11 protein-coding genes are annotated in these 11206 nt (G+C 73.2%); 5 read left to right on the forward strand and 6 right to left on the reverse strand.

Annotated features, from left to right (window positions below; all coding sequences use genetic code 11):
* The first annotated feature begins 3 nt into the window (after window positions 1–3).
* Window positions 4–993 (forward strand): squalene cyclase, encoded by a 990-nt coding sequence (locus tag QUC20_RS03000; RefSeq protein WP_289330907.1) that lies wholly within the window; start codon window positions 4–6, stop codon window positions 991–993.
* Here QUC20_RS03000 and QUC20_RS03005 read toward each other — a convergent pair.
* Together QUC20_RS03005 and QUC20_RS03010 are read right to left on the reverse strand one after the other, a co-directional pair.
* Entirely contained in the window at window positions 972–2261 is a 1290-nt protein-coding gene (locus QUC20_RS03005; protein ID WP_289330908.1) for a glycosyltransferase, read from the reverse strand. The two genes, QUC20_RS03000 and QUC20_RS03005, sit on opposite strands and share 22 nt — an antisense overlap.
* Window positions 2258–3298, reverse strand: coding sequence for a glycosyltransferase family protein (locus QUC20_RS03010; protein WP_289330909.1), 1041 nt, complete (start codon window positions 3296–3298; stop codon window positions 2258–2260). The genes QUC20_RS03005 and QUC20_RS03010 overlap by 4 nt, the downstream gene beginning before the upstream one ends.
* Before the next feature lie 114 nt (window positions 3299–3412).
* On the opposite strand from QUC20_RS03010, the gene QUC20_RS03015 reads away from it, so the two are divergent.
* Genes QUC20_RS03015 through QUC20_RS03030 form a run of 4 tightly spaced genes read left to right on the forward strand, consistent with a single transcriptional unit; the run spans window position 3413 to window position 7459 of the window.
* A complete protein-coding gene (locus tag QUC20_RS03015; protein WP_289330910.1) occupies window positions 3413–4540 on the forward strand; it encodes a glycosyltransferase family protein in 1128 nt (375 codons plus the stop codon).
* Window positions 4537–5655 (forward strand): glycosyltransferase, encoded by a 1119-nt coding sequence (locus QUC20_RS03020; protein ID WP_289330911.1) that lies wholly within the window; start codon window positions 4537–4539, stop codon window positions 5653–5655. Before QUC20_RS03015 ends, QUC20_RS03020 begins: the two co-directional genes overlap by 4 nt.
* Entirely contained in the window at window positions 5652–6665 is a 1014-nt protein-coding gene (locus QUC20_RS03025) for a glycosyltransferase (RefSeq protein WP_289330912.1), read from the forward strand. The genes QUC20_RS03020 and QUC20_RS03025 overlap by 4 nt, the downstream gene beginning before the upstream one ends.
* Window positions 6662–7459, forward strand: coding sequence for a glycosyltransferase family 2 protein (locus QUC20_RS03030; RefSeq protein WP_289330913.1), 798 nt, complete (start codon window positions 6662–6664; stop codon window positions 7457–7459). Before QUC20_RS03025 ends, QUC20_RS03030 begins: the two co-directional genes overlap by 4 nt.
* Here QUC20_RS03030 and QUC20_RS03035 read toward each other — a convergent pair.
* From QUC20_RS03035 to QUC20_RS03050, 4 genes are all read right to left on the reverse strand, one after another.
* Complete coding sequence (locus QUC20_RS03035) at window positions 7422–8621, reverse strand: glycosyltransferase family 4 protein (RefSeq protein ID WP_289330914.1); 1200 nt, start codon at window positions 8619–8621, stop codon at window positions 7422–7424. The genes QUC20_RS03030 and QUC20_RS03035 overlap by 38 nt on opposite strands.
* Window positions 8618–8920: a DUF7882 family protein gene (locus QUC20_RS03040; protein WP_289330915.1), complete on the reverse strand. Its 303-nt coding sequence runs from the start codon at window positions 8918–8920 to the stop codon at window positions 8618–8620. Before QUC20_RS03040 ends, QUC20_RS03035 begins: the two co-directional genes overlap by 4 nt.
* 88 nt (window positions 8921–9008) lie before the next feature.
* Window positions 9009–10475, reverse strand: a complete 1467-nt coding sequence (locus QUC20_RS03045; RefSeq protein ID WP_289330916.1) for a glycosyltransferase — start codon at window positions 10473–10475, stop codon at window positions 9009–9011.
* A 7-nt stretch (window positions 10476–10482) separates the two neighbouring features.
* A complete protein-coding gene (locus QUC20_RS03050) occupies window positions 10483–11175 on the reverse strand; it encodes an SDR family oxidoreductase (protein WP_289330917.1) in 693 nt (230 codons plus the stop codon).
* Window positions 11176–11206: the final 31 nt, after the last annotated feature.

Here is an 11206-nt window from a genome sequence, read left to right on the forward strand (position 1 = left end):
CGCATGACCGACACGGACGGCACGCTGGCGTGGCTTCTGGACACCGACCCGTCGCTGCGCTGGCAGGTGGAGCGCGACCTTATCGGCGCTCCACCTGCGGTGTGGCAGGCAACGCGTGCCCGCGTCGCCACGGAGGGCAACGGTGCGCGCCTGCTTCGCGAGCAGGGCGAGGACGGCCAGTGGGAGGGCGGCGCCTACTTCCCCGCGGGGTTCTTCGACAGCCCCGAGGTGCGCGCGCCGGGACAGCCCTGGACGGCGACCACCTGGACCCTGAAAGACCTGCGGGAGTGGGGTCTGGATGCGGCCGTCCTCGGCGACACCGCGGAACGGCTCCGGCGCAACAGCCGGTGGGAGTACGACGACCTGCCCTACTGGGACGGCGAGATCGATGTGTGCATCAACTCGTACACGCTCGCAACCGGTGCCTGGCTGGGCGTCGACGTGAGCCGGCTCGCGCGGTGGTTCCCCGAGCATCAGCTCGCCGACGGCGGGTGGAACTGCGAGGCGGAGGAGGGTCGGTCGACCCGCGGGTCGTTCCATTCGACGCTCAACGCGCTGCGGGGCATGCTCGCGTGGGAGCAGATCACGGGCGATCCGGCCCTCCGCGAGAGCCGGCACCGGGGCGAGGAGTACCTGCTGTCACGGCGGTTGGCCTTCCGTGCCTCGACCGGCGAGCCGGTGGGCGACTTCGTGACGGAGTTCGTCTACCCCAACCGCCACCGCTACAGCGTGCTCGTCGCCCTCGACCACTTTCGCGCCGCCGCGCTCGTTGAGGGTGTGGCCCCCGACCCGCGGATGGCGGAGGCGATCGAGATGGTCCGCGCCGCGCGCGCGGCCGACGGCACGTGGCACCAGGGGAGGCCTCTGGCCGGGCGCGTCTGGTTCGACATCGACGTCGCCGAGGGGGAACCGTCGCCGTGGCTGACGTTCATCGCGTCACGCGTGCTGCACTGGTGGGATGCCGCCGCCGCTCAGCCCCAGCCGCCGAGGTAGGCGGCGAGGTCCGGCTCGTCGGTGACGACACGGATCGCCGAGGTGGTCGCCGACGCCGCGGGGAAGAGGTCGGAGCGCTGCCAGCGCTCCGCGCGGGCTCGGGCGCGCACCGAGGTCATCCGCACCAGCGGCTCGCCATCGGGCGAGTGCAGCGTCAGCTGCCCGAGGACCTCGTCGTCGATCCGCGCCAGTGACGCGGCGAGGACATCGGCGTCGGCGGCGACACGCACGGGACGCAGCAGCTCGATGACGACCCGGACCCGGTCGAACGCGGCATCCGCGTCGGCATCCGCATCAGGGCGTTGCGGAAGCGCGGCAGCGCGGCCCGAGGCTGCGCCGAGTGCCGCCAACGTGCTGTCCAGAGCGAGGAACCGCTGCCCGGCGCTCGCATCAGACGGTGCGACGACGGCGATGTCGGGGTGCGTCGGACGCAGGCCGCGGCCGGCGGACCCCACGACGGGGATGAGATCGCTCAGTCGGATCGTCTCGGCGTTCCGGCGCGCGACCGCCCCTTCATCGCGCCCGGCCGCATCCGGTCCGTCGTGCCAGGCGACCGCTGCGGGCACGTGGGCGAGCAGCGCACCGTGCAGCCACGCGCGATAGGTCCACTCCCAGTCCTCGCCGCCGTACGTCGTGAAGGTCTCGTCGAAGCCCCCCGTCGCGTCGAACAAGACGCGCGAACACGCGATGACCGCGCCGATGACGTGGCGGTAACTGCGGTCGTCGGCGAGAAGGAGGTTCTCGGTGCGGCGATATTCCGCGGCAAGCCAGCCGGGTTCGGGCAACGCCCGCTGTTCCGCCTGCTCGGCGAGTCGGGCGGCATCGACCCCCGACAGGTCGGCGTGCCGCCGCCTCCCGACCGTGACGCAGTCGGGTGCGAGTGCGGGCAGGCGGGTCAGCTCGCGCACGAAGGCGGGCTCGGGGGCGGTGTCGGCATCGAGGAACACCAGCACGTCGCCGTGCGCCGCCGCGGCTCCGAGGTTGCGGACGGCGGCGAGCCGGAAGCCCCGGTCCTCGTGGCGCACGAGCTCGACGCCCGCCGGGACGGCGGGAGGCTCGGGCGAGCCGTCGTCGGCGACGATGATCTGCAGCCGGTCGGCCGGATGATCCTGCAACCGCAGGGCGGCGAGAGTACGGGCGAGCTGTTCGGGCTGGCGATAGTGCGCGACGATCACCGACACCGTCGGCGGCTCGTCGGGCCAGCGGCCGTCGAGGAGATCCCACCGGTTACCGGGCAGCGGGGTGCCGGCGGGAGTGGCCGCAGTCACCGCGACATCCCCCGCCACCAGGCGAGGTACGACCCGGCCGCATCGGCGAGATCGGGACGCAGCGGGTGGCCGGGTTCGAGGCGCGTCGTGGCCGGGTCCTCCCACGCCGCCGCGAGGAGACCGGCGAGTTCGGCCGGATCGAACAGGATCGACGTGCCGGGCCGCAACCGGTCCATCTCGTCGCTGTACCGCGAGCGGACGACGAGTGGTCGGCGTCCCGCCTCGATCCAGTCGAGCATCGACCGAGACGCCGAGACGTGCTCATGCGCGGCGACGGGGATGCCGGGCTCGTGCAACCGAGCGCTGAAGTCGTCGTCGCCGAGGAACCCGGTGATCTCGAATCTGCCGCCGAGGTCGGCGGCGAGGCGGTGAAGAGCCGCGACGTCGTCGTCGTGACCCGGCGAAGCGGCGCCCAGGGCGCGGACGACGGCGTCGCCGACCGGCCGGCCCGACGCGCGCAGCGCGTCCACCGCCGCGGCGGCGGCGCGGAGGGCGGGCTCGTGGCCCTTTCCGGGGTAGACGAACCCGGCGATGAGGACGACGAGGTCGGCCACGGTGGCCGGAACGTCGACCACCGGAGCTGCACCGACGCGGGTTCCGAGCGGAATCACGTGGGGCCGCAGCCCGTCGCCGAGGTGCTCCGACACGAGCAGACGCTCATGGTCGCTGTTGACGGCCACGGCGTCGGCGGCGTCGAAGAAGCGGCGGTAGGCCGAGACGCGGCGGTCGTACTTCGTGCCGTCGGACGGTTGCGGCAGATCATGCAGCGTGAGACTCAGCCGGCAGACGCGGCTGAGCGCCTCGACCGCCGCGGCGGCGGCCTCGAGGCTCGAGCCGAGCAGTCGATCGGTCGCGTGGAGGTGCACGTGCTCTCCCGGCGCGATCGCCCCCAGCGCGCCGTCGAGATCGGACACAGCGACGCTGCGCAGTCTCGGGTCGAGCCGGCGGGCGGCGGCGACGACGTCGGAGCCGTAATCGGTGACCCCGTGTCCGGCGGGACCCCAGACGAGGCAGAGAGGAGGGGCGGCGGCGGGCATCCGGTCATCGTTACCGGTCGTCTGAGGTTCGCGCAAGTGCGAAGCGCCGGGGGATGCGCTGGGCTAGCGTCCGACTCGGATCGCCTCGTTTCGGCGGTTCCAGCAAGGAGAACCGTGACCATCGTGACCGCGAGCGCGCCTCTGGACGAGATGTCCGGTGCACCCGACGTGCGTGTCGTGGCGGTGCCCGCCGGGCATCCGTATGCGCGGCGTGTGACGGATGCCGCGGGCATCGATCTGTTGCCCGATCCGCCGGTGCCGGGGGCGGCGGAGGGGGTCTGGTGGCCTCCCGTGGCTCTCGACCCCGACTGGATCCGTCGGAACGCCGACCGCGCCGACATCCTGCACGTCCACTTCGGCACCGAGTCGTTCCCGGCCGGGCATCTGACGGCCTGCGTCGAGGAAGCACACGCGGCGGGATGGGCCGTCGTGTTCACCGTTCATGACCTGACGCATCCGCAGCTCTCGGACCAGAGCACCTACGCCGCGCAGCTCGACGAGCTCGTGCCGCTGGCCGATGCGCTCGTCACCCTGACACCGGGGGCCGCCGCCGAGGTGCGGGATCGCTGGGGGCGCGATGCGCTCGTGCTGCCGCACCCGGCGATCCTCCACGAGGGAGAGAGCCCCTCCGTCGTGGCCGTGAGCGAGGAGCTCCGGGTCGGGATGCACCTGAAGGACCTCCGCCCCGGAACCGATGGACCCACGAGCACCCGGACGCTGGTCGCGGCGATCGAGCGCCTGCGTGCCGAAGGACACCACGCCGTCGCTGAGATCCGCATGCACCGGTCTGTGCGCGACCAGGACGCGCGAGATGAAGTCCGTTCCGCGGTGGCGGGTCACCCTCACGCCGTCCTCGTGGAGCAGGGCCGGCTTCCCGACGCCGCCTTGAACGCTGCGCTCAGCGGGCTCGACGTCTGCGTGCTGCCCTACCGTTACGGCAGCCACTCGGGGTGGCTGGAGCTGTGCTGGGACCTGGGGGTGCCCGTCGCGGTGCCCGACGTCGGTCACTTCGCCGATCAGCACGACGACGCCTCGACCGCGAGCTTCCGTCCGGGCGACGTCGAGACTCTGACGGCGGCGCTGCGGTCACTGCTGTCGTGCGACGACGCGGCACGGCCCGGTTCGATCGCGCGCGCCGAGCTGATCGAACAGCGTCGCACGCGACGCCGGGAGCAGGATGCCGCGACGGCGTCAGCGCACGCCGGACTGTACCGCCGGCTGCGCAGCGAGCGTGCCTCGTGACGGGGCGTCCGCTGCGCATCGCCGTCATCGCCCCGCTGCGTTTCCCGATCCGGAGGCCCCACGCCGGCGGGCTCGAGGCCGCGGTGTGGTCGGAGGTCGAGGCCCTGCGCGCCCGTGGCCATGAGGTGACGGTCGTCGCGGTGACCGGGTCGGACCACGTCGAGCCCGGAAGCGTGTGGGAGATGCCCGAGCTGGGCTGGGATGCCGACGCGGTGCGCACCGACAAGACGTATCCGCCCGCCTACGAGACCCTCAGCGTGCCGAAGCTCCGCCGCGCCCTCGAGACCCTCGGGTCGCGCGCCGCCGATGTCGACGTGATCTCGAACCACTGCTTGCATGCTCTGCCGCTGCAGATGGCCCCGCAGCTCGATGTGCCGATGGTCACGACCCTGCACACTCCGGTGGACGACGATTTCGTGCGCGCGCATCGTGCTGCTGCGGGCCGCGGCAGCACGTTCCTCTCCGTCAGCGAGCACACCCGCCGCGAATGGCAGCACGCGGGAGTCGCCTCGACTCTGCTGGCCAACGGGGTGGACCCCCGAGTGTGGACGATCGGTCCGGGCGGCGACGACCTCGTCTGGTTCGGCCGCATCGTGCCTGAGAAGGCCCCGCACCTGGCGGTGGCCGTCGCCCGCGCGCTCGGGAGACGCCTGACGATCGCGGGTCGCGTGGGTGATCGCGCGTACGCCGACGAGGTGCTCGCCCCGCTGCTCGATGATGACGTGACCCTCGTCGGCGAGCTCACGCCGCGCGAGCTCGCCGTGCTCGTCGGCCGGTCCGCGGTCGCGCTCGCCACGCCGGCATGGGCCGAGCCGTTCGGGCTCGTGGGGCCCGAAGCCCTCATGTGCGGAACGCCGGTCGTCGGCTTCGCGGTGGGCGGCGTGCCCGAGATCGCCGCTGCGAGCATCGGTATGCGTCTGGTCGGTGCCGGGGACGTCGCGGCGATGGCGGATGCCGTCGAGGCGATGTGGGGGCACGGCCGTGATCCGCACTTCCGTCGAGCCGTCCGCGCGCGTGCGGTCGATCGGTTCTCCCTCGATGCGCGGACGACCGCCCTGGAGGAGATCTTCGCGTCGCTCAGCACGGAAGCCGCGCCCGCCGAGCTGCCGGCATGACGGGGCGCATCGGCTGGTACGTCCATCATCACGGCCGCGGGCACCTCACGCGGATGCGGGCGATCGCGCCCCATCTCGATGCCCACGTCGTCTGCTTCAGCTCGCTGCCCGCTCCCGACGACCTACCTGCGAACGTCTCGTGGGTCGGCCTCGCGCGCGATGACCAGCCGGCCCCGGCTCTCCCCGGCGACGATCCGACGGCGGGCGGCCTCCTGCACTGGGCGCCCCTGCGCCACGCCGGCCATCGGTCTCGGCTCGCCGTCATCGCGGCGGCGGTCGCGATGGGAGACGTCGATGCCTTCGTCGTCGACGTCTCTGCCGAGGTGACGCTCTTCGTCCGACTCCTCGGCGTCCCGGTGATCATCGTCACGCAGCCCGGCGACCGCATCGACGAGCCCCACCGGCTGGCCTTCGCGGCGGCACGGCGCGTCATCGCGCCGTGGCCGGTCGAGCTCTACGCGCCCCGGCATCTGACCTCGTTGGGTGACCGTGTCGCGTTCGTGGGCGGGATATCGCGGTTCGCGGGCCGCGCACGCCCGGCCCGCCCACGCGGTGGTGAGGTCGTCCTGCTCGGGGGCGGTGGCGGAGCCGACGTCTCCGCTGACGACATCGCGGCGGCGGAGAGCGCGTCGGGGCGTCCGTGGCGCGTGCTCGGCGCCGGGTCGGGTTCATGGACGGCCGATCCGTGGGAGGCGCTGTCGACGGCATCCGTCGTCGTGTCGTGGTGCGGCCAGAACGCCGTCGCCGACCTCGCTGCGGCGGGCGCGCCCGCCGTCGTCATCCCGCAGGAACGCCCGTTCGCCGAGCAGCACGCGACGGCGTCGGCGCTCGGACGCTCGGGCCTCGCGGTCGCCCTGACCGGGTGGCCCGAGCCGGCGCGGTGGCCGGACCTGCTGGGGCAGGCATCCGCCCGCGGCGGCGAGGCCTGGGCTGCGTGGCGCACCGAAGGAGCGGCGCAGCGCGCTGCCGCGGTCATCAGCGCCGAGCTGCGGACGGGAGAGGCTCGATGAGCGATGTCGCGATCGTGACGCTCTGTTCGGCGCCTCGCCTCGGGCACCTGCGCAATCAGCTGCGTGCGACGGCGGGCCTGGCGCGCGTCGTCGTGTGGATCGGCGACGACGATGCGCCGGACCTCGATGCCGAGCGCGTCGTGCGCGTCGCTCCGGGAGCGGCCGGCCTGCGGCTCGCGGCGGCGCGCAATGCCGGCGCCCGCGCCGCGGAGGCCCTCGGGGCGAGACTGCTCATCTTCCTCGACGCCGATTGCATTCCCGGGCCCGAGCTCGTCGGTCGCTACCGCGATGCGGCGGGTCAGCACCCCGATGCGGTCCTGTGCGGGCCGGTGACGTATCTGCCCGCCGAAGCCGCACTCGATGCGGCTTCCCTCCGCGCGGCCACCGCGCCCCACGCGGCGCGCCCGGCTCCGGCGGCGGGCGCCCTGCAACGCGCCGCCCCGGAGGAGTACCCGCTGTTCTGGTCGCTGTCGTTCGCGACCACGCCCGCCGTGTGGCGGGCCGTCGGCGGCTTCGACGAGAGGTACGAGGGATACGGGGGTGAGGACACCGACTTCGCGTTCTCCCTGCGGCGTGCATCGATCCCGATGATCTGGGTGGGCGGTGCCGACGCGTACCACCAGTATCACGAGACGTCCTCGCCGCCGTGGCAGCACCTCGACGACATCCTGCGCAACGGTGCCCTCTTCGCCCGGAAGTGGGGCGAGTGGCCCATGACGGGCTGGCTGGAAGCCTTCGAGCGGGCCGGAGCGATCGTCAGCGGGGACGACGGCTGGCGTCGAGCCTCGGCCTGATCGCGCCGGCGAGGAGGTCGGTCGCGGCGCCGATCAGGTCGCGGGCGACGGGGTCGGGGGCGAAGTCGGCGACCTGAGCGCGGGCGTGTTCGGCGAGGGTGCGTGCCCACGCCGGATGGCGCACCGCGACGTTGATGGCGGCGGCGAGGCGTTCGGGATCCGCGGGCGGCACGCTCTGGCAGTCCTGTCCGTCGGTGCAGAATTCGTCGTACCCGCTGCCGGAGGTGACGATGAGCGGGGTTCCGATGGTCTTGACCTCGAGGGCGACATTGCCGAATCCCTCCCAGCGCGAGGGGCAGATGACGACGTCGGCGCGAGCGATGGCCCCGTAGAGCTCGTCACCGGGCACGTGCCCGAGCCAGGTCACGCGGTCGCGCGCCGACGGCGGCAGCATCTCGACGAGCGCGGCACGCGTCGGCTCGTAGCGGGCATCGCCGCCGGCCCCGGCGACGACCAGCCGCGCCCGCGGTAGCTCCTCGTGCACGCGCCGGAAGGCCGAGAATGCGTCTTCGATGCCCTTGCGACGTTCGGACCGTCCGAGGAACAGCACGACCGGCGCCTCATCGTCCGGCCAGCCCTGCGGGACCCCGGCGCGTGCCGCGGCGGCGGCCACGGCGTCGACGTCGATGCAGTTGCGCACGACGCGAGCCGGGGGCAATCCCGGGTAGAGGTCGCTCGTGCGCTCGAGCATCGCGCGGGAGATGGAGATGAGACCCGCGGAGCGATACAGCTGGCGCCGTTCGGCGGCGGCCTGCCGCGCACGCACGACACGCTGCCCGATCGGCAGGTCGGCAGGACGGAACCCGGAGACCTCGTCGGCGAGCCGGACCCCGGTCGCGAGGTTCGTCAATAGCGGCGCCGTGCGGGGGAGCATGGCCGCGAGGCCTCGCCACTCGGGTGCGAAGACGACGTCATGGCGGCGTGATCGGTAGGCGCGCCGCACGCCGCCGCCGATCAGGCGGATGCCGTCGCCCACGTCGTCGGACACGAGCTCGTCGTTCGTCTCGATCGCGAGATCGACCGCGATCCCCTGGCGCGCGAGGGCCGGAAGGAGGGCAGCGTAGTGGCGGCCGATCCCGCCGGTGTAAGCGGTGACACCGGCGTACTCGGGAGTCGCGACGAGCCAGCGGGCGTCGGCGTGCGACGTCAGGATCCCGGTCATGAGGCCTCGGAAGGCAGCGTGCCGAGCGAAAGCCCGGTGACCGCAGCGGCCTCGGTGATCATTGCCCGCACGCGCCGCGGGTCAGTGACGACCGGGTGCGGCGATGCGAAGTCGAATCGGAGCGGGATCGAGCGCTCGAACCACAGCGTGCTCCGCCCCTGTCCGTCGCCGTGTCGCCAGCTCACCGTGAACCCTTCGCCTGCGCCGAGCTTGGCCGCGACCACGAGCTGAAGATGAGCGAGCACATCGTCGGGCATGACGATGGGGATCAGGTCCGACCCGTATCTCAGTACGCCCATCGCGGTGCTCGCCTCCCCTCGTGCCACGACAGGGTGCACCACCCGCTCGCCGTTCCGAGTGGCCCTTGACGAGCCGGACGTGGGCGAGCTAACGGCGCGAAGGACGCAGGCGTCGTCGCAGCGCGCCCGTCATCCGGCGTGCGGTCGCCGCCAGGCGACGCAGCCCGCCTCGCGTCCGCCGGCGGCGGCGCGCCGTCCGGAGGACGCTCGCCCAGCGGCTGCGGATGCGCGCGTCGCTGTAGGCGGATGCCGTCGCTCGCGCGCTCCGCCGCATCGCGGCTCGTCGGGCGGGGTCGAGCGCCGCTGCGGCCCGGATGGCGTCGGCGAGTGCGTCGACGTCGCCGTCGGGCACGAGCCAGCCGTTCTCGCCGTGGCGGATGAGCTCGGCCGGCCCGTAGGCGATGTCGTACGCGATGGGAAGGCAGCCCGCGGCCATCGCTTCGAGCAGGACGAGGCCGAACGCCTCGGACCGGCTCGTGAGCAGGAGCAGGCTCGCCGTGGCCATCGCCGAGGCGGGGTCGTCCGTGTGACCGTGGAAGCGGATGCCGTCGTCGTCGGCAGCCAGCGCGACGAGCTGGTCGGCCTGGGACCCGGTGCCGTAGACGTCGAGGCGCATCGCGGTGTGGCCGCGGGTGTCACCGTGGACCCGGCGCATCGCGGCGATGGCATCCTCGACGCGCTTGATGGGTTCGAGGCGGGCGATGACGACGGCGTCCTCGCGTTCGGACTCCTGCGGCAGCGCGGAGACGTCGACGGGGGCGACCGGGTGGGCGACGCTGGTGAGGAACGGGTGTGGCCCGACGATCGCGCGGACGTCGGCGGCCTGGGCCTCGGTCGCGAACGCGACGGCGTCGAAATCGGTGAGCCGCGAGAACACCGGCTGCCGGGATGCGCGTACCGAGCCGGGTGTCGGGCCGCGGTGCGAGCCGTGCACGACGTGGACGGTCGTGACGCGGCGACGGCGGTAGCCTGCGGCGAAGGGGGCGACGGTCTTGCTGTCGACGATCAGGAACGCTTCGTCCTCGCCCACGATGTGGTCGAGCCAGTCCGCGTAGAAGTCGTATCGCCGACGCCAGGCCCGGATGGGCCGGCCGCCGGCGTCGCGTGCGAGGAGGACGCGGCCGCGCGCCCCGACACGTCGCTCCGACAGCGCGATCGTGCCGTCGGGGCGGAGGTGGTCGATGTCGACGGGTTTGCCGTCCTCGCCGAGCCGCAGCCGGCGGAGGAGCACGCCGCCGGCCTCATCGCAGACGATGTCGTCGCCGTCGGGGTCGAGCGGCGCCGGGGCGTCGGGCAGCCCGGAGCCGGTCGGAACCTCACCCGTGCGCGGCCAGTCGTAGAGGTTGCGGATGGTCACGGACGTCTCGACTCCGACGCCCGGGATGGGCGGGAGGGGGAAGGCGCGGTCGTCGAGGGTCAGGACGTCGACCGGTGTTCCCGCGTCGGCGAACAGGCGGCTGCGGTCGAGCATCGCGGTCGTCATACCGCCGTAGGGAATGGCGATGCCCCAGGTCAGCGCGAGGTGACGTCCGGGAGGAAGATCGGAGACGGGCACGGCGTGGTCACCGCGGTCCGGGACGCACGGACACGTCCGGAACCTGGGCGTCCCGGGGGAGGTCGAGTGCGGCGAGCGCGGTCGTCGCGACCGACTCGGGGTCGATGAACGCGGCGGGGTCGTAGTCGCGGCCCTCCTGACGGTGCACCTCCGCCTGCATCGGGGTGGCGGTCCGCCCCGGGTACACCGTCGTCACCCGGATTCCGTTCGCGGCCTCCTCGCCGCGGAGCGCGTCTGCGAGGGCCTTGAGGCCGTGCTTCGACGCGGCGTACGCGCTCCAGGAGGGGTGTGCCGTGAGGCCTGCGCCGGAATTGACGAACAGGATCTGACCGCGCGCGGCGCGTACCGCGGGCAGGCTGATGCGGGTGAGCTCCGCGGCGGCGATGAGGTTGACGGTGAGCTGGTCGACCCACGCGGTGACCGGCAGGTCGGCGACGGGGCCGAGTTCGACGATGCCCGCGCCGTGGATCACCGTATCGATCGCATCGGGCACGCGATCGGCGAGGGCCGCCGCGAGCTCGGCGGGCTGACGCAGGTCCGCAGCGACGCCGACGGCGCCCGGAAAGAGGTCCGCGAGCTCGAACGCTCGGGGTTCGTCGCGGCCGAGGAGCACGAGCCGGTCGCCGCGGTGGGCGAGCCGGCGGGCGATCGCGAGGCCGATGCCCGAACCCGCCCCCGTGATGAGATGCGTCTTCGTCATGCACCCATCGTCCCATCCGCACGCTCCGCGG

The organism is Microbacterium arborescens, from assembly GCF_030369635.1.
Classification (GTDB): Bacteria; Actinomycetota; Actinomycetes; order Actinomycetales; family Microbacteriaceae; genus Microbacterium.

Coding starts and splice junctions, on each gene's coding strand:
- QUC20_RS03025 (WP_289330912.1), top strand. CDS start 5,652: ATGACGGGGCGCATCGGCTGGTACGTCCATCATCACGGCCGCGGGCAC.
- QUC20_RS03010 (WP_289330909.1), bottom strand. CDS start 3,298: ATGCCCGCCGCCGCCCCTCCTCTCTGCCTCGTCTGGGGTCCCGCCGGA.
- QUC20_RS03030 (WP_289330913.1), top strand. CDS start 6,662: ATGAGCGATGTCGCGATCGTGACGCTCTGTTCGGCGCCTCGCCTCGGG.
- QUC20_RS03050 (WP_289330917.1), bottom strand. CDS start 11,175: ATGACGAAGACGCATCTCATCACGGGGGCGGGTTCGGGCATCGGCCTC.
- QUC20_RS03040 (WP_289330915.1), bottom strand. CDS start 8,920: ATGGGCGTACTGAGATACGGGTCGGACCTGATCCCCATCGTCATGCCC.
- QUC20_RS03035 (WP_289330914.1), bottom strand. CDS start 8,621: ATGACCGGGATCCTGACGTCGCACGCCGACGCCCGCTGGCTCGTCGCG.
- QUC20_RS03000 (WP_289330907.1), top strand. CDS start 4: ATGACCGACACGGACGGCACGCTGGCGTGGCTTCTGGACACCGACCCG.